The organism is Chitinophaga sp. RCC_12, from assembly GCF_041360695.1.
In the GTDB taxonomy this organism is placed as follows: domain Bacteria; phylum Bacteroidota; class Bacteroidia; order Chitinophagales; family Chitinophagaceae; genus Chitinophaga.
The window spans coordinates 291,869-314,561 of record NZ_JBFUPS010000007.1; the positions used below are offsets into that span (position 1 = coordinate 291,869).

The 22,693-nt window shown below is 48.5% G+C and carries 14 protein-coding genes; 8 read left to right on the forward strand and 6 right to left on the reverse strand.

Annotation, left to right across the window (positions count from 1 at the left end; genetic code table 11):
- Positions 1–7 precede the first annotated feature (7 nt).
- The 3 genes from AB6805_RS21370 to AB6805_RS21380 form a co-directional block, all read right to left on the reverse strand.
- Positions 8–3,424, reverse strand: coding sequence for a SusC/RagA family TonB-linked outer membrane protein (locus tag AB6805_RS21370; RefSeq protein ID WP_370911471.1), 3,417 nt, complete (start codon positions 3,422–3,424; stop codon positions 8–10).
- Positions 3,425–3,564: 140 nt separating this feature from the next.
- Positions 3,565–4,575 carry a FecR family protein gene (locus AB6805_RS21375; protein ID WP_370911472.1) on the reverse strand — a complete coding sequence of 337 codons (1,011 nt, stop codon included), beginning with the start codon at positions 4,573–4,575 and terminating at the stop codon, positions 3,565–3,567.
- A 50-nt stretch (positions 4,576–4,625) separates the two neighbouring features.
- Positions 4,626–5,216, reverse strand: coding sequence for an RNA polymerase sigma factor (locus AB6805_RS21380; RefSeq protein ID WP_370911473.1), 591 nt, complete (start codon positions 5,214–5,216; stop codon positions 4,626–4,628).
- Between the two features lie 347 nt (positions 5,217–5,563).
- Between AB6805_RS21380 and AB6805_RS21385 the strand changes: the two genes are divergently transcribed.
- Positions 5,564–6,157 carry an NADPH-dependent FMN reductase gene (locus AB6805_RS21385; RefSeq protein WP_370911474.1) on the forward strand — a complete coding sequence of 198 codons (594 nt, stop codon included), beginning with the start codon at positions 5,564–5,566 and terminating at the stop codon, positions 6,155–6,157.
- Between the two features lie 470 nt (positions 6,158–6,627).
- Here the strand turns inward: AB6805_RS21385 and AB6805_RS21390 are convergent, their stop codons facing one another.
- Complete coding sequence (locus AB6805_RS21390; RefSeq protein WP_370911475.1) at positions 6,628–8,586, reverse strand: sialate O-acetylesterase; 1,959 nt, start codon at positions 8,584–8,586, stop codon at positions 6,628–6,630.
- A gap of 262 nt (positions 8,587–8,848) precedes the next feature.
- Here AB6805_RS21390 and AB6805_RS21395 point away from each other — a divergent pair, with 262 nt between their 5' ends.
- From AB6805_RS21395 to AB6805_RS21415, 5 genes are all read left to right on the forward strand, one after another.
- On the forward strand, positions 8,849–9,061 hold the full coding sequence (locus AB6805_RS21395; RefSeq protein WP_370911476.1) for a heavy-metal-associated domain-containing protein: 213 nt from the start codon (positions 8,849–8,851) through the stop codon (positions 9,059–9,061).
- A 47-nt stretch (positions 9,062–9,108) separates the two neighbouring features.
- Positions 9,109–9,609 (forward strand): DUF3347 domain-containing protein, encoded by a 501-nt coding sequence (locus AB6805_RS21400; protein WP_370911477.1) that lies wholly within the window; start codon positions 9,109–9,111, stop codon positions 9,607–9,609.
- Between the two features lie 15 nt (positions 9,610–9,624).
- Complete coding sequence (locus tag AB6805_RS21405; protein ID WP_370911478.1) at positions 9,625–11,832, forward strand: multicopper oxidase domain-containing protein; 2,208 nt, start codon at positions 9,625–9,627, stop codon at positions 11,830–11,832.
- An 11-nt stretch (positions 11,833–11,843) separates the two neighbouring features.
- Positions 11,844–13,865, forward strand: a complete 2,022-nt coding sequence (locus AB6805_RS21410; protein ID WP_370911479.1) for a copper-translocating P-type ATPase — start codon at positions 11,844–11,846, stop codon at positions 13,863–13,865.
- A gap of 102 nt (positions 13,866–13,967) precedes the next feature.
- Positions 13,968–15,662, forward strand: a complete 1,695-nt coding sequence (locus tag AB6805_RS21415; protein WP_370911480.1) for a hybrid sensor histidine kinase/response regulator — start codon at positions 13,968–13,970, stop codon at positions 15,660–15,662.
- Here the strand turns inward: AB6805_RS21415 and AB6805_RS21420 are convergent, their stop codons facing one another.
- Positions 15,663–16,628, reverse strand: coding sequence for a hypothetical protein (locus tag AB6805_RS21420; protein ID WP_370911481.1), 966 nt, complete (start codon positions 16,626–16,628; stop codon positions 15,663–15,665).
- Positions 16,629–16,894: 266 nt separating this feature from the next.
- Between AB6805_RS21420 and AB6805_RS21425 the strand changes: the two genes are divergently transcribed.
- Both AB6805_RS21425 and AB6805_RS21430 read left to right on the forward strand, forming a co-directional pair.
- Complete coding sequence (locus AB6805_RS21425; protein ID WP_370911482.1) at positions 16,895–20,329, forward strand: SusC/RagA family TonB-linked outer membrane protein; 3,435 nt, start codon at positions 16,895–16,897, stop codon at positions 20,327–20,329.
- 35 nt (positions 20,330–20,364) lie between these two features.
- On the forward strand, positions 20,365–22,053 hold the full coding sequence (locus AB6805_RS21430) for a SusD/RagB family nutrient-binding outer membrane lipoprotein (RefSeq protein WP_370911483.1): 1,689 nt from the start codon (positions 20,365–20,367) through the stop codon (positions 22,051–22,053).
- Between the two features lie 62 nt (positions 22,054–22,115).
- Here AB6805_RS21430 and AB6805_RS21435 read toward each other — a convergent pair whose 3' ends face one another.
- On the reverse strand, positions 22,116–22,688 hold the full coding sequence (locus AB6805_RS21435) for a hypothetical protein (protein ID WP_370911484.1): 573 nt from the start codon (positions 22,686–22,688) through the stop codon (positions 22,116–22,118).
- Positions 22,689–22,693: the final 5 nt, after the last annotated feature.

A 22,693-nucleotide genomic window follows, 5' to 3' on the forward strand; every position in this document is an offset into this window, starting at 1 on the left:
AGCAAGATCAGAATCCAATATTTACCCCAACTACAAATGTTCTGGCCAGCGGATACCGGCCATAGTCTACGCCGCTGGTTAAAGCGCCTTCGTAATTGCTTACTTCCGGGTTATAGTTCAGGTAGTCGGTAAACGTGTAGAGGTTTTGAGCCGAGAGATAGATCCTGGCCTGTTGCAGGCGGATATGCTGTAATATTTTTTCCGGCAGCTGGTAACCGATACTCACGTTTTGAATACGCAGGTAGGTAGCATCTTCTACCCAGCGGCTGGAGATGGCGTTGTTGTTGCCGGTGGTGCGCTGGTTGGCGCGGGGAATGATGCCATTGCCTGGTTTGTCGGCCGACTGCCAGCGGTTCAACACTGTGGTGAGCTGGTTGGCGCTGCCTTCTACGTTTTCAAAGAACCGGCGGCTGAGGTTCAGTATCTCTCCGCCTTGCTGGCCTTGTATGGCCACCATCAGGTCGAAGTTCTTATACCGGAAGGTGTTGGTGAGGCCGTAAATAAAATCAGGCTGACTGTTACCAATGATGGTGCGGTCATCTGCTGTGATCTTTCCATCTTTATTTACATCCTCATACTTAACATCACCGGGTCTTGAAGTGATGTCGTGTGGAAATTTGTCTAGGTCGGCCTGGTTCTGGAAGATGCCTATCTGTTTGTATCCATAAATGTTACCGATCGGTTTGCCGATTATCGTGATATTGGTTTCATTTACGCCGGAATTACTGCGGATGGGATCTCCCGTAGGACCCAGTGCCACCACGGTATTGCGGTTAAAGGAAAGCGTTGCGTTGGTATTCCAGGTAAAGGCGCCGGTAAGATTACGGGTGGCGAGGGAAAACTCCCAGCCTTTATTTTCAATAGCGCCAATATTTTTAACAGCGGTGCTGAAACCCGTGATGGTAGGCACATTTACTGCCAGCAGGAGGTCGTTGGTATTTCTTTTATAGTAGTCGATGCCAATACCGATCCTTTCATGGAAGAAGCCGAGGTCAATGCCGGCGTCGAACTGTTTGCTTTTTTCCCAGCCCAGTTCAGGATTGCCAAGCGAGGCTGCGCCCAAACCATTTACCAGCGAGTTGTTGAAGCTGTAGTTATCAGCTTCCAGTGTAGCGAGGTAGGGATAGTCGCCGGAGAACTGGTTATTACCTGCCAGCCCGTAACTCACACGCAGTTTGGCGTTGGAAATCACCGGGATGTTTTTCATAAATGGTTCTTCTGTCAACACCCATCCCACGGAACCTGCAGGGAATACGCCCCACCTGTTTTGGCTGCCGAAGATGGAAGATCCATCTGCACGCAGGGATACATTGGCGATGTACTTTTCTTTGTAGTTATAAGTAGCACGGCCAAAGTAGGAGGTCGAAGTATTGGCAGTTCTGAAAGAAGTGACGGTACTCGGCAACCCGGCAGCATTCAGTGTAGGCACTACGTCGTTGGCGTAAGAAGTACCAATCGCCTGGCTTTTCTGGTACTGGTATTTATAGGCCTCCATACCCAGCAACACATCGATGTTATGCGGGCCGGTGGCTTTGGTATAGTTTACGGTTTGGTTAAACAGCCAGCTGGTGGTTTGATCAGAAGACGCTTCACCCACGGCCTGTGTAGGCGGCAAGATCTGGTTCAGCGGCATGCGGGATGTTTTATAGGCATTCCTTCTGGTAGAGCCTACGTTGAAGTTACCGGTAGCGCGGTAACTGAAATCTTTCAGGAACTGGTACGATGCGTACACGTTGGTAAGCAGGTTGGTGGTGATCAGCTCATTCGGATTTTCCGTGATATTGGCTACGGCGTTAGTGATGCCAGGCCAGCCATAAGGTACGGCCAGTGCGGTTTGCGAGGTGTAAGCGCTATGATCGGCGTTCCAGACAGGTGTCATCGGTACCGCAGATAAAGCCGCATTGATAATACCATTGTTAGCCCAGTGACCATCACTGTTTACATCGTTCTGGATTTTATATACCGGGTTGATATTGGCGCCCAGCTTGAAACGGTCGGTTACGTTGATGTCTACATTCGCACGGATGGAGTACCGGTCGAGTGTGGATTTTTCAATGATGCCATCTTGTTTCAGGTAGGCACCGGTTACCAGGTATTGCGCGTTATCATTGCCGCCGCTGGCGGTTACCTGGTAGTTGTTGATCATTCCCTTGCGGAAAATCATATCCTGGTAGTCATATGTAGGCATGGCGGCTACCTTCTGCAGATCGTCGAAGTTGAACCATTCAAACAGATCGCCGCGTGGATAACGGTAACGCAAATACGAAGAAGGGCGTGCACTGTTCGGGTCTGATATATTGGCGCCGGGAACGTTATCGAGGTAAGCATTATTGGAGGCTTCTTTGGAGAATTCAGCAAACTGCTGTGAGTTGAGCACATCTATTTTTTTAGAAAGCTCCTGGAATCCCGTATATACGTCGGCGTTAAACCTTGTTTTACCGGATTTGCCGCGTTTGGTGGTTACGATCAGCACGCCGTTGGAACCTTTGGAGCCATAGATCGCAGTGGAGGAAGCATCTTTCAGCACATCAATGCTTTGTACATCGTTGCTGTTGAAATTGCTGAACACACTGGCGTCCACGATATTGCCATCCACTACAATCAGCGGGTTGGTACCTGCACTGATAGAGCCAAAGCCGCGTACTTTTATGGCGGGGGTAGCACCGGGGGCGCCGCCTGTTTGCTGTACAATCACGCCGGGGATTTTCCCCTGCATACCGGTGGCCACATTGGAAATAGGCATGTCGCGCATTTCGGCCATGGGCACAGAGGCGATGGCGGCGGTAACATTCCGTTTCTTCTGGGTGCCGTATCCTACTACCACCACATTATTGAGCGAGCGGGTTTCTTCCTTCAGGATGATGTTCAGCGGGGTAGCGCTGCCGGCGGCAATTTCCACGGAAGTATACCCGATCATACTAAAAACAAGCAGGGTTTTTTCATCCGGCACCCGGACGGTAAAATGCCCGTTAACATCGGTAATAGCCCCGCCACCGCCGTTTTTGATGGTGATGGTGACATTGGGAAGCCCGCTGCCTTTTTCATCGGTCACTTTTCCGCTAACGGTGATCACGCGCGCAGAAGATAGTGTGGGATCTGCTGCCCGCTTCTCGGTGATGACAATGGTATTGGCATTCAGCGACCAGGTAAGGGCGGTGTTTTCCAGCAGCAGGTTGAGTGTTTGCAGCACGGATCTTCGTTCCGCAGGCAAAGTAATATCATCATAGGGAGAGAGCTGTGCGGCAACATAAGCAAACTTAAAGGCGCTTTGCTGCTGGATTTGCTTAATACCTTCCTTCAGGGATTGCCGTTTCAGGTTTACGGTGACGTCTACTTCTTCCAATCGCTGCGCTTTGCCGGGAGCAGCAATCAGCATGTTGATGCCGAAAAGAAAAGCAGAGGCGAGTAAGCAACTTAGTTTCATATAATACGCAAACGTTCGCTTTGGGAAAAGGCGTAGCCTTCCCCTGATAAGAAATTTCATACCTTTGGGTAGTTTTTAAATGTTTACCGAAATGTTTAAGACAACCGGCTATACTAACTAGTCCTTAGTATAGCCTTTTTTTAAAATCGTTTATCCAGCCAGATTATACTGTCCTGTCCTTTTTCCCATTGAGCGTGCGTTAGCTCGCAAATTACATCCAGCGCCTGTTTCATGGGATCGTTGATAAAATTACCGGTGAATTTTTTAACGCGCAGGGATTCATCCCTGAACCGGATATCAATACCATAATATTTGTTGATAAGTGGAATCGCTGCTTCAAAGGAAATATCTTCAAATACCGGCTCGTCTTTTTTCCAGACCAGCACTTCTTTCATATTGGCTTTGGTCACCAAAGGGGCAATGGCGGCCTTGTCCAGTATTAACTGATCACCGGGCAGCAGTTCTGCCACCACGGCGTTATTAGCTTTTTGCACCTGTACTTTGCCGGTAGTAACGGTAACGGCTATAGGCGAGGCATCCCCGGCAGCCCTGATGTTAAAGGAGGTTCCCAGCACCCGCGTCACTATGGCGCCGGTATGCACCAGGAACGGTTTATTTTTATCGTGCGCCACTTCAAAAAAAGCTTCTCCTCTCAGGTATACTTCCCTGCTACCTCCATCAAAGGCGGCAGGATAATCCAGCTGGCTGTTTTCATTGAGCGTCACCACGCTGCCATCAGGAAGGGTAATAATTTTATTGGATGACTGCTGCGTTTTGGGAAGCGCCGCGGTAAGGGTAGGAGCGGGTTTTGTAACCGGCAGCAGCCACCAGGCGCTGAGTACCGCCAATATTACGGCGGCGGCAACGGCCATCCTTTTGTACCAGGGGTTGCGCTTTACCGTCATAACCTTGAGCATATCAACCTCCCCCTCCCGGATCTTTCCCTCCAACTTTGTATACAATTGTTCCCACGCAGGCTCCTGCGCCGGCCGGGGCGTACGCTCCCAGAGCGCCGCCAGCTCCTGCGAAACAAGGTCGTTTTCCGACAGCTCCGCCATCAATGCCCAGAACTCTTCCAGCTCCTGCGGACTACAGTCGCCGGACAGGTATTTTTGCAGTAATAGTTTTAATCTTAACGGATTAGACGACATATGCCAGTTATATAACTGCTATGACGACAAAAAGGAGGGGGTAGTACTAATCAGTCAGAAAATAAATCTGACAGCAGCAGGAGGTACACAAAAGGGGTAATGTGGTTATTCAGCAGGTATTGCTTAATGATCTTCAGGCTGTCGGTGATGGTATTTTTAACGGTGTTACGGGATAAATTCAGTTCTGTGGCTATTTCTTCATGCGTCATGCCCTTTTCGCGGCTTAGGGTGATCATGAGGCGGCGCTGGGGCGACAATTGTTTATACGCATTGTTCAATATTTCCCGGCATTCGTTGTTCAGCAGGCTGTAGTCGGCGCTTTGCTCCTGGTGGGCTTCCATTTGTTCACTTACCAGTTTCTGCAGCCTCGCATTTTTAGCGGCCAGCTTGAAGAAGTCCATCGCTTTATTGTAAGCCACCTTGAACAGGAACGCGTCCATATGCTGGATATGGGTAATAAGTTCCCTGCCCGTCCACAACTTCAGGAATACATCAATCACAATTTCCTCGGCTACCTCCCTTGACTTGGTAACGGCCAGTACATAGTGATAGAGCTTCTTTCTATGGTGTTCGAAAAGTTGTTTGAAGGCAGCTTCATCTCCTGCCGCGATATTGGTCAGTAATTCAGTTTCATTATACATGGAATTCTTCTCTTAGTTGATATCCGGAACGTGGTTCGACAAATATATTTTTTTTCCGGAGAATAATTTTTAAAATCTCGGGGAGATGGCCGTGTCGCCTTCGGCGACTTTAAATTGTCTTGGAGCAGGATTACACTGATTATGCTGATTTTTCGGATTTGATCTTTTGGATTTTATAAATGATTTTGGGAGGTATAAGCGGATATTTTCGCTGATATCTCCCAAAATCATTTATAAAATCCAAAAAGTAAAATCAACGTAATCAGCATAATCAGTGTAATCCTGCTCCAAGACAATTTAACATCGCCGAAGGCGATATCAAGAGAATCCGCTTAATTTGCAAGCCAATGAACAATACTTATATGACACAACCGATAAAACTACTGGCTATCTGTGGAAGCACCCGGCAATCTTCTTCCAATCATCATCTTATAAAAGCGATCACGGAACTGGGCAAGGACACCTTTACAATACAACTGGTGGAAAGCCTTACCACCATCCCGCATTTTAATCCCGACCAGGACATGGACGCCAACAGCGCGCCGGAGGCCGTGCAACATTTCCGGGCACAACTGGCCGCCGCCGATGCCGTGCTGATATGCACCCCGGAATATGCTATTGGTGTGCCGGGAACACTTAAAAATGCGATCGACTGGACCGTCTCCTCCATGCACTTTTCCAAAAAGCCCGTCGCCCTGATCACCGCCGGCACTTCCGGCCATAAAGCCCACCAGTCGCTGCTCGGCACCTTACTGATCATCGAGTCAAAGATCGCTGAGGCAGCGCAACTCGTTATCTCCTCGGTACGAACAAAAATCAACGATCAGGGCGTGATCACCGACCTGCCCACGGAAATGCAGGTACGAAAATTGCTCCAGTCCCTCGCCGATGTGGCAACCGGCAAAGCAACAGACCTCCTGCCGGCGCCGTCCCTGTTCTGAATCACGTTCGGCGCGTAGGTTGTCTTACTCAGGATTAAACTTATTTCACTGATTACCCTGATTTGATCACTTTTTGATTTTAAAAGATTTTGGGAGATAGAAGCGGAAACGCGGATTTTGTCTTTCTCACTGATTACGCTGATTTTACTGATTATATCTTTTAAAAGATTTTGGGAGATAGAAGCGGAAATGCGGATTTTGTCTTTCTCACTGATTACGCTGATTTTACTGATTATATCTTTTAAATGATTTTGGGAGATAAAAGCGAAAATATCCGCTTATATCTCCCAAAATCCATTAAAATCAAAAAGTGATCAAATCAGGGTAATCAGTGAAATAAGTTTAATCCTGAGTAAGACAAAATCCGCATTTCCGCTTCTATCTCCCAAAATCCATTAAAATCCCAAAGTGATCAAATCAGGGTAATCAGTGAAATAAGTTTAATCCTGAGTAAGACAACCTTCGCTGCATTATTTCACGCTGTACCTCACTTCTTCGGTCACGCCTTTCCAGGTGTCAGTGCGGAAAGGCGCTGCCGGGAAGCCTTCTTTGTTAAAGAGGTTGTCTTCCAGGTTATCGTCTGCCCAACCATAGCGCACGGCTACCGGTGTGCTTACTTCGTCTGCATACACTACTACTTTGTCGCCTTCAACGAATGCTTTGGCGTAATGGAATTGCTTGTCGGCGCCAGCTACTTCAAATCCGCGGATATAGCCATATTTATCTTTCACCATAAGACCGCTGCCGGTGCTGGTAAAGCTGAGGGTTGCCTTGCTGCCGTTTACCTGCATGGATTGGTATATGGGGCCGCTGAAAACGTTGTTTTGTCCGTAGGTGCTATGTAAGGCTACGGCTGCCAGCCTCTTGCCTACATCCTGTTTGTTTTTTGGATGGATATCTTTGGATTCGCCTATGTCGGTGGTAACGGCCATGCCGGTATTAGGTACCTGCAGGGTGAGGGTTTGCGCTTCTCTCAGCTCTGCCCACTTGCTGCCTTTCTGGCTGGTGCCGTTGCTGGAGTTGAAGCTGGCCAGCTGTACAAAGTAAAAGGGAAAGTCGCCCTGGTGCCACAGCCGGCGCCAGTCGCTGATCATCAGCGGGAAGGCTTTGCGGTATTGGTAGGCGCGGTCGGCATTGCTTTCGCCCTGGTACCAGATGGCGCCTTTAATGGCAAAAGGCAGTACCGGGTTAATCATGGCGTTAAACAGCAACGATGGGTAGCTGTTGGGACCAACGGCGGTGCCGGGGTTCAGCGCCTTCTGGATACGGAAGGACCAGTCGCCCGTAAGGGATTGCTTCTGGCTGGCTGTTTGCAGAAAAATATTCTCTGCATCTCCATAAAAACCACCGCCGCCGGTGTTGTCTTCTATGCTTACTGCAATTACATTATTACCGGCTTTTAAAACACCGGCAGGGATGTGATAGGTACGGGCGGCATCGTAGCCTTTGGTACTGCCTACCTGTGTACCGTTGATGTACGTAATGTCGTTGTCGTCGATGGTGCCCAGGCTGAGTTCCGCCGGTTTGCCGGCATCTGCTGCGGATACCTGGAAGCTTTTACGGAACCATACGATACCGTCGAAGTCGGGGAGCAGCTGTTCTTCCCAGAGGCCGGGGACTTTCATTTTTTTCCAGGACTGGTCATCCGTATTGGCGGCAGACCAGGTGGCCAGGGTGGCGGCATTGGGCAGGCCGCCCTGTAAATTCTGGATAAGCTGTTGCTGCCTGTTTTTGGCGGCGATGGCGGAGGAGTCCATGTTCAGCGTGGGAATGCGTTGCATCATGTCGCCGAACTCGTCGCTGCCGGTCAGCCCCTCTTTGCTGATCCAGGTTTCCACGATGGTGCCGCCCCAGGAAGTATGTATTAACCCGATGGGTACATGTGTTTGCTCATTCAATGCTTTGGCAAAGAAGTAGCCTACTGCCGTGAAATCGGCCGTGTTTTCCGGTGAGGCCGGCAGCCAGGCGCTTTTATTCACATCATCCAGCGGCGTCACCGACATCGCTTTGGGCAGGTAAAAATGCCGGATGGCGGGGTTGGCGGATTGGGCAATTTCTTTGTTGGCGTTGGTTACCCCGTTTACATGGAATTCCATGTTCGATTGCCCGCTGCAAATCCATACGTCGCCCATCAGGATGTCGTGAAAACTGATATCATTTTTGCCTTTTACGGACAGGGTATAGGGGCCGCCTGCTTTTTCCGGCTGCAGGAATACCTTCCATTTACCGTTCTTATCGGCCTTTACCGTTTTTTCCTGTTGATTGAACCGGATAGTGACCTTTTCATTTTTATCAGCCCAACCCCATACCGGGATCGGCTTGTCGCGCTGCAGCACCATGTTGTCGCCGAAAACGTTGGGTAAACGAACATCGGCAAAACTGAAGGAACTTATCATGGTTGCCGCCAGCAATAAAACTGTTTTTTTCATAATTGTGGTATTGTCTGTATTGTGGGGTACGCCCCTGTTGAATCATGTGCGTATAAATGTAAGGAAGACAGGCATTATTTTATAATTTTTCAGGAGAAGCCGGCAAAAATGACGCATGTACCCCTGAAAGAGGCCCCAACACGGTCATAAGAATTAAGAATTATGTAAAAGATAGCATGAATTGTATAACAGTCCCGCTCCTGGTGCATCGTAATTTTACATCATCAAATTAATTATTCATCACCAGATAAAATGAATCAACATGAACGCAACACAATTCAAAACCAATATCAAATGCTCCGGATGTATTGCAACGGTAACGCCTGTATTAAATAAACTGGTAGGCGCAGATAACTGGGAAGTAGACCTGGCCAGCCCCGACAAAATACTCACCGTGACAAAAGAAAACCTGGATAAAAGCGAAATCAGGGTGGCGATAGAGAAAGCCGGTTACAAGGCAGACGCATTATCGTAATAACAGGCAGCATGGAGTATATTATCAACAAGTAAAAACAAACAGACATGAAAAAAATATTAATGGCAGGCATCGTATTGGTAGCTGCATTTATGCAACAGGGTATGGCACAGGATAAAACTGTTTCCATACAGTTATCTCCCTTACTTTCTTTATACTACAATATTAAAGATGCACTCGTGAGCAGCAATGCGGAAGTGGCAGCTGCCAAAGCAGATGAGTTTGTAAAAGCCGCTGCCCACGTCGATATGTCATCCATGCCGCCTGCCGTTCACAACGCTTACATGCCGCTGGCAGCAAAGCTCACGGCGGATGCCAAAGCAATAGCTGAAGCAAAAGATATCAGTAAACAACGCGAACATTTCAAAACATTCTCTGATAATTTCTACCAGCTCGCAAAAGCCACACCGCTTTCCGCACAGCCGGTATACCAGGAATACTGCCCTATGAAAAAGGCTTACTGGTTAAGCAGCAGCAACGCTGTTAAAAATCCTTACTACGGCAACCAGATGCTCACCTGCGGTAAAGTAAGCGATACCATTAAATAGTCTTTAATCATTCGTATGAAAGCAGTATTCCTCTATATAACATTGATGAGCCTGTGTAGTATGGTTGCTGCACAGGCTTCTTTAAACACTACGCGAAAGGTAGTCCGCTACGATTTGTACGTAGGCGACAGCATGGTACACTACTCCGGTAAAATGAGCCACGCACTTACTATCAACGGTACCATTCCCGGACCCGTCCTGCACTTTACAGAAGGAGACACTGCAGAGATCTATGTACACAATACATTGAAAGAAGAAACGTCTATTCACTGGCACGGGCTCATCTTACCTAATCAGTACGACGGCGTTTCCTATCTGACCACACGGCCTGTTAAAGCCGGTGAAACGCATCTCTATCGCTTTCCCGTGGTACAACACGGCACCTATTGGTACCATAGCCATACCATGTTCCAGGAACAAAGCGGTATGTATGGCGCCATTGTTTTCCATGAACGGAAAGATACTACCGCTAAAGAATATACGTTGTTGCTGAGCGACTGGACCGATATGCACCCGCATACCGTAAACCGGTATCTGCACAATGCCAACGACTGGTTCGCCATCAAAAAAGGATCGGTGCAGAGTTATGCCGAAGCCATACAGCACAAGCATTTCAAAACAAAGGTGACCAATGAATGGAAACGCATGAATGCAATGGATGTGAGCGATGTATATTACGAACGCTTCCTGTCGAACGGAAAAGAAACAGATGAACAACCACAGTTTAAAGCCGGCGATAAAGTAAGGTTACGCATCATAAACGGCAGCTCTTCCACTTATTTCTGGCTGAACTATGCCGGCGGGAAACTCACCGTAGTTGCCAATGATGGGGCCGATGTGGAACCCGTGGAAGTAGACCGGCTCCTCGTGGGCGTATCTGAAACCTACGATGTAATAGTGACCATCCCCGATAATATGCAGTATCAGTTCCTTGCTACTGCGGAAGACCGTACCCGCTCCACTTCACTGTGGCTGGGCCAGGGCATGAAAATGCCGGCAAAGCCATTACCCCGCCTGAAATATTTTGAGGGCATGAAGATGATGAACGACATGATGAAAATGGATGGCAACCTCGATACCAGCACCGGCATGCAAATGAGCAACCAGGTAATGGATATGAACACAGTCATGTATCCTGAAATCACTGGCGATGATAAGCCAGCGAAACATGCAGGTCATGATATGCAAAACATGCAAATGGACAGCACCGCCGGAGATATCGTAACCCTGAACTACGGCATGCTGCGGGCGCCGGAAAAAACAACGCTGCCGCCCGGTCCCGTTAAACTCCTGCATTTTGAACTAACGGGGAACATGAACCGTTATGTATGGAGTATCAACAACAAGGTAGTCTCTGAAACAGACAAGATCTTAATAAAGAAAGGCGAAATTGTACGGATCGTGTTGTACAACAACACCATGATGCGGCATCCCATGCACCTGCACGGGCATTTTTTCCGGGTGCTGAACGGACAGGGCGAATACTCACCGCTGAAAACCGTACTGGACATTATGCCGATGGAAGTGGATACGATTGAGTTTGCCGCTACTGAAAGCGGCGACTGGTTCTTCCACTGTCACATTTTGTATCACATGATGAGTGGCATGGGACGGGTGTTCAGTTACGAAAATTCACCGCCGAATCCGGAAGTGCCGGACCCTGTTAAAGCCTACCGCATGTTGAAGAAAGACGACCGTATGTTGTACCCGATGGCGCGCGTAGGACTGGAAAGCACCGGCAGTGATGGTGAAATCGTAGTTGCGAATAGCCGTTACCGTTTGTCCACCGAATGGCGTGTAGGATTAAACGACCGGGATGGTTACGAAAGTGAAAGTCATTTCGGAAGATATCTCGGTAAAAACCAGTGGCTGTTCCCTTACATCGGTTGGGACGTGCGCTACCGCAAAATGGATGAACCGGAGAAAAATCTCTTCGGGCAAAAGAATACAAAGGACTTCAGGCAGGTATTTCATGTGGGCGTGGAATACACTTTACCCATGCTGATCGTGGCAGATGCTTCTGTAGACACAGATGGTAAAGTAAGGGTGCAGTTAACAAGAGAGGATGTACCGCTTACAAGAAGGTTACGTTTTGGTTTTATGGTGAACACCGACAAAGAATATATGGCGGGGTTCCGGTACATTGTTACAAAGAACTTTGCATTTTCCACGCACTACGACAGTGACATGGGACTTGGAGCAGGTATTACATTAAGCTATTAAAATATACAGCAATGGAACATCAGCATCAGCACAACACCATGAAAATGGAGCATGCGCGTGCATCCATGAATCACGGCGCACATCAGGATCATCATGCCATGATGATCGCCGATTTCAGGAAACGTTTTTATGTAGTGCTGGTGCTGACGGTACCGGTGATGTTACTATCGGAAATGATTCAGCACTGGCTGGGCATTTCTTTTACATTTCCGGGAGATGAATATGTTTTGCTGGTATTATCTTCTATGGTGTTTATTTATGGTGGATGGCCTTTCCTGAAAGGGTGGTGGGAAGAAATGAAAAGCCGGGAACCGGGCATGATGACGCTCATCGGCTTTGCTATTACAGTAGCCTATGTGTACAGCGTGGCTACCGTATTCGGTTTGCCCGGTATGGATTTTTTCTGGGAGCTTACCACCCTGATCCTCATTATGCTGCTGGGACACTGGATTGAAATGAAATCGGTGATGGGCGCCTCGCGGGAGCTGGAGCTGCTGGTGCAGCTCATGCCGGATGAAGCCCACGTCGTACATGGCGATCATGTGATGGATGTAAAAACCGCGGAACTGAAAGCGGGAGATGTTATCCTGGTAAAGCCCGGGGAGAAAGTGGCGGCAGATGGTACCATCCTGGAAGGCAACACGTCGTTGAATGAAAGTATGCTTACCGGCGAATCCAAACCGGTAGAAAAGCAGGCGAACGATAAAGTAATTGCCGGGTCTATCAATGGCAATGGCGCTATCAGGGTCACTGTTACGCATGGTGTGGCCGACTCCTATCTTTCGCAGGTAGTGAAGCTGGTGCAGGATGCGCAGCAATCCCGTTCGAAAACACAGCTGCTGGCCGACAAAGCCGCGCGCTGGCTTACGGTGATTGCCATTTTATCCGGTATTGCTACTTTTTTATACTGGTGGTTGAGCGGCCGGGAGTTGTCGTTTGCTATAGAGCGCATGGTAACGGTGATCGTGATCTGTTGCCCGCATGCGCTGGGCCTGGCGGTGCCACTGGTAATTGCAAAATCCACCGCTTTATCTGCGCGGCATGGGTTGCTCATAAAAAACCGCACCGACTTTGAGAATTCGAGGAAGATCACCACTATTGTTTTTGATAAGACAGGTACCCTCACGGTCGGCCGTTTCGAAGTGGTGAGGTTTGATTCATTGCAGCAGGGTATTTCCAAAGAAGAGGTCCTGGAAATGGCGGCTGCGCTGGAAGGCAGTTCCGAACATCCCATTGCTACGGGGATTACAGGTAAAGCAAAGGAAATGCAGCTTACCCCGCCGGCGGCGGAAAACGTAACGGCCATCACCGGGAAAGGAATCACCGGCAATATTGCCGGGAAAGAAGTGCAGGTGGTGAGTCCGGGTTATGTGGCCGAACAGTTCAGGGACGCCGCTACCGCCGCTATTGAGCCGGGAGAAACCCTGGTATATGTGATAAAGGACAACAACGTAACGGGCTTTATTGCGCTGGCGGACCAGATCCGGCCGGAATCGGCAGGCGCCATTGCCACGCTGAAGGAAAACCGGATCAAAACGGTGCTGCTCACCGGCGATAATAAAGTGGTAGCAGAAAGCGTAAGTAAGACGCTTGGTATGGACAGCTATATCGCTGAAGTGTTGCCGCACCAGAAACTGGATAAGATTAAAGCATTGCAGCAACAGGGCGAATTTGTAGCCATGACCGGCGACGGTATCAACGACGCCCCCGCGCTGGCGCAGGCCAACGTGGGTATTGCCATCGGCAGCGGCAGCGATGTGGCGGCAGAAACGGCCGGCATCGTACTGGTGAACAGCAACCCGCAGGACGTGGTAAACCTGATTTTATTTGGTAAGGCCACTTTCCGGAAAATGATCCAGAACCTCGCCTGGGCAACGGGTTATAATATTGTGGCGCTGCCATTGGCCGCCGGCGTGCTTTATAAAGAGGGGATTATGTTGAGCCCCGCTGCAGGAGCGGTGTTGATGACAGTAAGCACCGTGGTGGTAGCCATTAATGCCAGCCTGTTGAAAGTGAAAGGTTCCGGGAAATAAATAATCACTAAATTGCAATAGGATTATGAATGTGATATAACTGATTTTACAACTGTATTGCTTTGTCAGCTATCCCGCGAATGCCTCTCAAAATATAGCCATATGAACATCGGTCAACTTTTTCACCGTGTTGTAAATACCGGAACCTTCCGCCAGGAGGAATCACTGGCAAAGGTGACCAGGATGGTTAATACTTTTTCCGTTGTTACCACCACGCTTTGCCTTTTATTTGGCGCCCTTGTTTATATGGGCACCGGGAAATTTGATTTGCTGATCCCTGCTTATATAGAAGCCGGACTATTCCTCGGCGTATTTTTACTCAATGCCGTAAATAAACCGGTTTTAGCCAGCATCGCGTTCGTCGCCATTAATAATATCGCCATCGTTTATTTCAGCGCCGTAATGGGCATGGTGGCGGAAGTACACCTGTTATTCCTGTTCCTGCTCGGAGCGTCGCTCATGATTTTCAGAACACGCGCACTGGTGGTCGCCAGTATTGCGGTGGCGGTAGTGTCGGTAACGGCCTGCGAAATCAATTATTATTATACACTGATCACTCCCATGGAAATGGGGCATAGCCAGCAATTTATGATCCGCTGGATAACGCTACCGGCGATCCTCCTGCTGGATGTAGCTACTATCTTCCTGTATGTAAGAAAATTAAAAACGCTCAATATAAAACTGGCAAAAGCAACGGATGAGAAAACGATCTTTGTCAGGGAAACCAGCCATGAAATCCGGAATCCGCTGAATGCCATTTATGGTATCAGCCAGGACCTGATGATGAAAGCGCAGAAAGAGGAACGTTATAGTGATATCCGCCCGGAAATAGAGCACCTGTATTCCGCTACGCATAATGTTTTACAGATCATCAATAATGTGCTGGCCATTTCTAAAATAGAAGACGGCGCAGCCCATGCCATTCATCCCGAATCATTTAATATCCGCGAACTGATTTCCGACAAGATCATCGTATACCAATACATTGCTGATCTGCGGGGAATAAAGATCAGGGCAGATATTGCAGAAGATATGCCCGGTTATATACTGGCAGATAAAAACAAACTCGCGCAGGTGCTGAATAACCTGCTGTTTAACGCCATCAAATTTACCCGCACCAACAGCCTGATTTCAGTAGGTGTGTTGTGCGAAGAAACACAGTGGCAGTTCATGGTAAAGGACCAGGGCCAGGGCATCCCCGCAGCAGACCTGCTAACCCTGTTCACGCCGTTTAAATCGGGCAAAAGCGATTTTGAAGGAACGGGTCTCGGGTTGCCTATCACCAAGAAATACGTGGAAATGATGGGTGGAAAAATCACCGTTACCAGTATACCGGAAGAGGGAGCCACCTTTATTGTGCGGTTGCCGTTAACGGTGAGCGCGGCCCCATTGCCTGCCCAGGGTGGCTGGATGGAATTAACGCTCCATAAAGGGCTGAAAAGCCTGGTAATTGATGATAATGAGATGAGCCAGCTGGTATTGTCCAGCTTTCTGCGCAGGCTAGGCTTCACTACAATAGTAGCCGGCAGCGGGGCAGAAGGTATTAACAAAGCAATGGATGAAAAACCGGATCTTATTTTCATAGATAGTTATATGCCGGGACTTAGCGGGAAAGATACCCTTCAACTGCTCGGTGATATACCTGCTTTAAAAAATATTCCGGTGATCGCCGTATCGGGCGATGCATTCCAGGAGTCGATCGATGATATGCTTGGCGCGGGCGCCAGGGAATATATCTCTAAACCTATTGATCTTAAACTCTTGAACAGCACCGTAAATAAAGTGTTGTTCCAATAGTTACGCATATACGTACTGATAGCGGGTAGTATCTTTACCACTCCAGTCGATGTTGCCTTTCATCATTTGTCCCAACGTTAAAATATATTTTTCCAGTATCGGCCGTACGCCAGCTGCACACACAGCAGTGAGCACATCGGCGGTGTTGTTGAACAATGCAACTTCAGAGTTGTGAATCTTCACGGCCTGTTCTACCGCCTGGTCCAGCGTAAGCTGCTGATGATGTTTTAGCAGCATAACCAGGTTCAGTTCATCGCCGAGTTCAGATTCTTTCGAAAACGAGTAAAGGTCGTTGGCCCAGCAAATGGTACGGCTGCAATATAATCCCATGTTTTTTACCTGCGGGTTGGCGCGCAGGTCGGCGGGCAGATGGATGGCGCCCATCAGGGTAGCCAGTTCCAGGAAAAAGTTGGCGCCGCCGATCTGGGGGCGGAAGCGCATATAATCTTTCAGGGAAATATTGCGGGCATGATCTACGTGTTGCATACGCCACAAATTGGCCGTAAAGGCATCCTTCAGGCTGCGGGAGAAACGCGCCTGCCAGGCCCGGTTGCTGATCCGGCACATCCGCTGCCAGATATCGCTCATGGCAGCCAGCAGTGGACCGCCGCTTTCCAGTGTGAACGTCCGGCCGGTTTGCAGGATCTGCATCATGTGATGCGCCATACGCTCAAAACCGGTGTTGAATTCATTAGGCGCCAGCGCATCGAGATGATCATCCCACAAAAAAAGAAGCGTGTTAAAATCGCTCGCAATACATAGTGAAAAAAACGGTGCATCCGGGAACATCCTGGCTACCATCCAGGTGAACTTCTGATCATGATAAGCATTCCAGGAGCTTTCGTCTGTAGCAAGATGAAAGGTATGCACCCAACCAGTGGTATGCGCATCCGCTTCATGTACCTGCGGGTGCAGGCGCTGAGGATAGGGACAATAAAGGTCCGGACGGGAAATAGTTGTAAACATGACACATTGTATTTAAAAGTGAATAGATAAAAGTTGACGTTGATAGCTGGCTTTCGATTACTTTTACAAAATCTCAATGTACCTGGCGACGTGTGAAAAAATAGCAGGAACGCTTCTGCAACAATGAACAATTGACCAATTCAGCCGTTATAGTTATAAGCAAATTATCAACCGTTACTGTAATCAACCATCATAAGCAAGTGAACAAATCGCGCAATTCAAATCAGTCAATAGCATAAGTATTATCAACCTTAAAACTCACATGTATGTGGACTTGTTTACGTTCCTGCAAACGCGGAACATTTTCTTTATACCTCATGCTCTGCTGTACTGCTGCAGCCTTTGCCCAAAACATTAAAGTCACCGGAACAATTACTTCCACCAAAAAGGAAGTAATACCTGGCGTTTCTGTATTACTGAAAGGTACTAAAACAGGCAGCGTTTCCGATGCAGCCGGTAACTATTCCATCAACGCACCGGCCAACGGCGTACTGGTCTTTAATGCCATCGGCTACCTGCGCCAGGAAATTCCCATTAACAACCAAACCACTATCAACGTTACCGTAGTGGAAGACAACAAACAGCTGGGAGAAGTAGTAGTCACCGCTTTGGGTATCACCAAAGCTAAAAAAAGCCTGGGCTTTTCGGCCACCGAAATCAAAGGCGCCGACCTGGCCATCACTAATGAAGTAAACCCGGTAAATGCCCTGCAGGGAAAAGTAGCCGGTGTGCAGATCGATCAGGGCGCAGGCGGACTTTTTGGAAGCACCAAAATAGTGATCCGCGGTAACTCCACCCTCCGTAGTAACAACCAGCCCATTTTTGTGATCGATGGCGTGATCGTGGATAATGGCACGTTCAGCGGTACGGGCCGCGACTTTGGTAATGACCTGAAGAACCTGAACATGGAAGACTTTGAGTCGGTTACCGTGCTCAAAGGATCATCCGCTGCCGCATTATACGGTTCCCGCGCTATCAACGGGGTCATCCTCATCACTACTAAAAAGGGACATGAAAGAAAAGGTTTAGGCATTAACGTTAGTCAGACGTTTAATGTATTCAAACCTTACTCCGGCCCCGACTTCCAGAATGAATTCGGCGGTGGTACCGTAGGCAATTTTTTTACCGATAACCGCGATCCCAATTACAAACCGAACGAACAATGGAGAACAAAGGTGTTCCCCACCGATCCGGGCACCGGTAAGCCGTATATCGACCGGCAGATAGGACGGGAACTGGAAAACTGGGGACCCCGCTTCGCCGGCCAGGACGTTATCAACTACGACGGCACTCCCACAAAATATGTAGCGCAACCCAATAATTTCCTCGACGCATTTCAAACCGGTCATGGTTCCGCTACCAATGTGTCGCTCGATGGCGGTAACGATCGCTCCACCTTCCGCGTGTCCTACACCCGCGACCAGAGCGAAGGGATTGTAGCTAAAAACAGCCTGCTCAAAAACAGCGTGGAAGCGCGTGTTACCCATGTGATCAATAAATTCCTGAGCGCAGATGTAAGCACCAACTACACCTATTTTACCGGAAGGAACCCGCCACGGTTGGGTGGCCTGGATGCCTTTGCCTCTTATAACTTCGGTAAACTGTTTACCTGGATCCTGCCACGTAACTATGATACGCGCTACTGGATGCAAAAACAACATTACACCAGCGCACTCGGCGGCGCTCCCAACCCGGCAGATCCCAATGAAACGAACAAGTCGCCGGAATCCCGCTTCTGGTTTAATTTATATGAAAACGATTATTTCCAGAATGAACAAACCATCCGCGGGCGTGTAGCCATTACCGCTAAGCTCACCCCCTGGGCCAACCTCGTATTGGAAGGCAACGTGAATAACCTGTACACCAAAAATGAAAACAAGGAACTGGGACAGGGACAGAATTTCACCGGTGGCTTATACGGTCTCGGACATACGAGCAAAGAAAGTTACTTCTTTAAATGGATGGGAACCATCAATAAAACCCTCACCAAAGATCTAGACCTCAGCGGTTACATAGGCGGTGAAACACAACGTTTTCAAACGACCTACAACTACAGCGAAACAGTAGGCGGACTCAGTTATCCCGGCAACTACTTCCTGGCAAACTCCGTTGAGAAGCCAAGAGCAGAAGGCGGGCTGAAAAGTAAAAAAGCCTTTAACTCTATTTATGCAAGTGTGGACCTGGCCTGGAAGAACCAGCTGTTTGTACAGGGTACCTTCCGCGGCGACTGGTCATCCGCACTCACCTATACCGATGGCAGCGGTAATTTCTTTTACCAGTACCCGGCTGTCAGCGTTTCCTGGCTGTTCTCCGAAACCTTTAAACTGCCTGCATGGATTTCCTATGGTAAGTTAAGAGGTAATATCGCCGGACTGGGTAACGATACCGATCCTTTTAATATCAACCCCGGATTTGCGTTTAACGGTTACACTTCTTCCGGCGGCCTGGATCTGCCCATCTCTACTTACAGCCGGTACCCCGATCCGCTTACCGGTAAATTTATTGCACTGGTTCCCGATCTGAAACCCGAAAGAAAAGTAGCGAAGGAACTGGGTGCGGAAATGCGTTTCCTCAAAAACAGGGTAGGCTTTGATGTATCTGTTTACCAGGATAACACCAAAAACCAGATCCTCGATATTGGCACCCCGCCGGAATCCGGACTGGAAGGCATTATCATCAACGCCGGAAATATCCAGAACAGGGGCCTGGAAGTGATGATCGATGGAACACCGGTGAAATCCAACAGCTTTGAATGGAACACCAGCGTGAACTACTCTCTAAACAGGAACCTCATTAAATCGCTGTACCCCGGCAGAACAGAGTACGACCTGAAAGCCAATGTAGGAGAAATCAGTACCTGGGCCATTGTAGGTAAATCCTACGGTACCCTCCGTACTACCATCCATTCAAAAGCCTACCAGGCCACCGACGCCAATGGCAACCCGGTAGCCGATCCCAATAACGGCAAACCTGAACTGGCCTGGCGCTCCGATGCACGCGCCGGATTTCCTGCCCGCAGCAACACCCTGCAGGATGTAGGTGATATCAATGCAAAGTTCCGTGCAGGATGGAGCAATACTTTCCGGTTTAAAAATCTTTCGCTGAATGTATTACTGGATGGCAAATTTGGCGGCGACTTCGTATTGCTTACCTACCGTTATGGCACACATACCGGCGTATTGCCCAACACGCTCCAGGGAAGGGATGCCGAACATGGCGGCATCACCTGGACCAGCAAGTATGATCAGCAAACCTACGATGACGGACTTATTCCAGACGGCGTATTTGCCAAAGGCCAGATGGTGACCATGCCCGATGGCTCACAGGTAAATGTAGGCGGTATGACTTATCAGCAGGCTTATGAAAAAGGTTTTGTGGAACCTACGCATGCCCCGCAGTTTTATTATCGCTATGGTTCTTCTTCTACCGGTGTTTCCGATTACTGGATCAAAAAGAATTCCTGGATTTCTTTGAGACAGGTGTCTTTGGCGTACCAGTTTTCACCGGCACTCTGCAAGAAGCTGATGCTGAATAATCTCAGCGTGGCGATTATTGGCCGCGACTTACTATACCTGTACAATTCATTGCCCTTTAATTACAATCCCGCTTCCAACAACTCCAATAACACGGCCTTCTCCGGTGAAGAAGGATTTCTGCCGATGGTACGCTCCATTGCAGGCACTATCAGGGTTGGGTTCTAAAGGAAAATAAATTGTACAAACAAAAAATCAAGATCATGAAAAATACATTTCAATATATAAGAACCGGTTTGTTGCTGGCACTGCTGGGCGTTAGTTCGTGCTCTAAAAATTTCGGGGACATCAATACCAACCCCAGTCTCGTTTCCAAGCCGGATGTGAAGTTCCTTTTAAGTTATTCGCAGGATAAGATCATTACCTACCAGGGTACAGAATGGGTGTGGGAAAGCATGGAACAGCTGATGCGTTTTACGCAGCATGTTACTTCCAGTCCGTACGAAATCACCAACAATGTAAATACCCGCTATAATAACTACTACCTGCAAATCTTACCTAATCTTTTTGAGATAAGAAAGCAGGTAGAGGCGATGCCGAATAAAGATGCGTACCAGAAGATTGCTATGGCCACCTACGTATTACAGGTGCTTCACGGGATTAAAGTAACGGATATGAATGGCTCCATTCCTTATTCACAAGCCATTGAAGGCCGTTACCAGGCGCAATACGGACCGGTATACGATGAGCAGCCCGCCCTGTTCAACAACTGGCTTTCACAACTGGATGCGGCCATTGCGGTGCTGTCCAATAATTCACTCCCTGCACAGGTAGGCTACGGTCAATCGGATATTTTTTACCAGAGCGACTGGACTAAATGGGTGAAGCTGGCCAACACGCTCAAACTTCGTATAGCCGCCAGGTTAGAGAACGCCGATAAAGCAAAATGCCAGGCCATTTTCCAGGAGGTATTAAAAGACGCTACCGGGCCTATTGATGGCGACGATTCACAGGTGAAGTATCTCAACAGCACCTATACGCCCTTTGGCAACGGGGGAGACATCGATTACCGCAGCCGCCGTTATGCCACCACTTCCATCATGGCGTTCCTGAAAAAGAGCCAGGACCCACGTTTGCCGGTGTATTTTGAAAAGAACGACCTGGTAGGCGGTTATAAAGATTCGCTGGCAAAATACAACGTTACATTACCTGCTTTCATTAATCCCAACGATCCGCTGATCATGTACCAGGGCGGTCCGGCCGACTGGACCACCAATCCCACTGTGGCAGCGTATATCGGGAATGGATTTATTGTGAGCCAGTATACCAAATACAACCTGATATCGCCTATTAACCGCAGGTTCTTTTCTCCCAAACTGAACTCGGCTACGGGCAATTTCCTCGATGTGCCGGTTACCTACGCCGAAACCTGTTTTTATATAGCAGAGTTTATACAGAAAGGATATGCCGGTGGCGTAGATACCAAAGGAACAGCGGAAGACTGGTATAAGAAAGGCATTACCTCTTCCATTCAAACTATGAATGCGATTGCGGTGGCAGCCGGTTCTACTACCGCCTACACGGGTACCGGGTTAACTGAAATCAATGCTTATCTGAATAATGCGCAGGTGAAATTCAACGGCGTTAATAACCTCGAACGGATCTACATACAGGCTTACCTGAGCATGTACCGGCAGGCTAATGAAGCGTATGTATTTTGCAGGCGCACGGGGTATCCTAAAACGGGTTCTGCTTACTACGGCCGGGAAACTTTTAATGAGCTGATACCGCGCCGGTTCTGGTTAACAGATCCAGGCGAAGTAAACAGGGCCAACTGGAATACGGCGATGCAGCAGCAGGGCTTTACGCCCAATGCGCAGGATTTGCCTACACTGAGTTCGCAAAGGATCTGGTATGATAAACAGGCGCCGGATTTTGGAAAGGGATTGTAGAGAAGTGGTGTTTGCCAAAAGGAGCTGCCTCATTTATAAATGAGGCAGTTTTTTTTGAGATATCACCGCACGGCGCCTGCGAGCTGTTTAAGGCTAACAAGGTCGTACACCAGCGTATCTTTTGTATCCTTACGATCAAGTTTTTCATTGGCATTATTATCGAAAAAACCCAGGCAGGCAATGGTAGCCTTATTACTATCGACTACATAAGAGGCTACAAAAAATGCGTTAGGCGTCAGCTGCTGGTTTGTTTTTCCATCTGATGAAAGGAGATACAATTTCAGCGGGGCCTCCCAGATATCAATATGCTTATGGATACGCGGGTTATTTTTCCGGTTAATCAGTGCTGCCACCTTGTAGAGGTGATATTGGTCTAGTTTCACCGGTTGGATATCCCAAATCATAGAAACACCAGGATATTCCACCCTGGTGGTATCCCGTCCGTTGACAAAAAGCATATGTCGTGTACCGACGCCTTTTTTTGTTGTATCATACTTATAGGCTATCGTATAGGGCGTTCCCTGCAAGTGGATAAACCTGTTATAGGGAATGTATGAGGGGGCGTTATCCGTTTGCTGTTGCGCACGTGCAGCTATTCCTGTTCCGAGGGACAGTAGTAGAAAAAAAAGTTTCATTTCCA

Excerpts from the sequence above, each read along its gene's own strand:
- AB6805_RS21430 (WP_370911483.1), top strand. The coding sequence starts at position 20,365 with ATGAAAAATACATTTCAATATATAAGAACCGGTTTGTTGCTGGCACTG.
- AB6805_RS21395 (WP_370911476.1), top strand. The coding sequence starts at position 8,849 with ATGAACGCAACACAATTCAAAACCAATATCAAATGCTCCGGATGTATT.
- AB6805_RS21425 (WP_370911482.1), top strand. The coding sequence starts at position 16,895 with ATGTGGACTTGTTTACGTTCCTGCAAACGCGGAACATTTTCTTTATAC.
- AB6805_RS21435 (WP_370911484.1), bottom strand. The coding sequence starts at position 22,688 with ATGAAACTTTTTTTTCTACTACTGTCCCTCGGAACAGGAATAGCTGCA.
- AB6805_RS21420 (WP_370911481.1), bottom strand. The coding sequence starts at position 16,628 with ATGTTTACAACTATTTCCCGTCCGGACCTTTATTGTCCCTATCCTCAG.
- AB6805_RS21410 (WP_370911479.1), top strand. The coding sequence starts at position 11,844 with ATGGAACATCAGCATCAGCACAACACCATGAAAATGGAGCATGCGCGT.
- AB6805_RS21375 (WP_370911472.1), bottom strand. The coding sequence starts at position 4,575 with ATGTCGTCTAATCCGTTAAGATTAAAACTATTACTGCAAAAATACCTG.
- AB6805_RS21370 (WP_370911471.1), bottom strand. The coding sequence starts at position 3,424 with ATGAAACTAAGTTGCTTACTCGCCTCTGCTTTTCTTTTCGGCATCAAC.
- AB6805_RS21400 (WP_370911477.1), top strand. The coding sequence starts at position 9,109 with ATGAAAAAAATATTAATGGCAGGCATCGTATTGGTAGCTGCATTTATG.
- AB6805_RS21390 (WP_370911475.1), bottom strand. The coding sequence starts at position 8,586 with ATGAAAAAAACAGTTTTATTGCTGGCGGCAACCATGATAAGTTCCTTC.
- AB6805_RS21405 (WP_370911478.1), top strand. The coding sequence starts at position 9,625 with ATGAAAGCAGTATTCCTCTATATAACATTGATGAGCCTGTGTAGTATG.
- AB6805_RS21380 (WP_370911473.1), bottom strand. The coding sequence starts at position 5,216 with ATGTATAATGAAACTGAATTACTGACCAATATCGCGGCAGGAGATGAA.
- AB6805_RS21415 (WP_370911480.1), top strand. The coding sequence starts at position 13,968 with ATGAACATCGGTCAACTTTTTCACCGTGTTGTAAATACCGGAACCTTC.
- AB6805_RS21385 (WP_370911474.1), top strand. The coding sequence starts at position 5,564 with ATGAACAATACTTATATGACACAACCGATAAAACTACTGGCTATCTGT.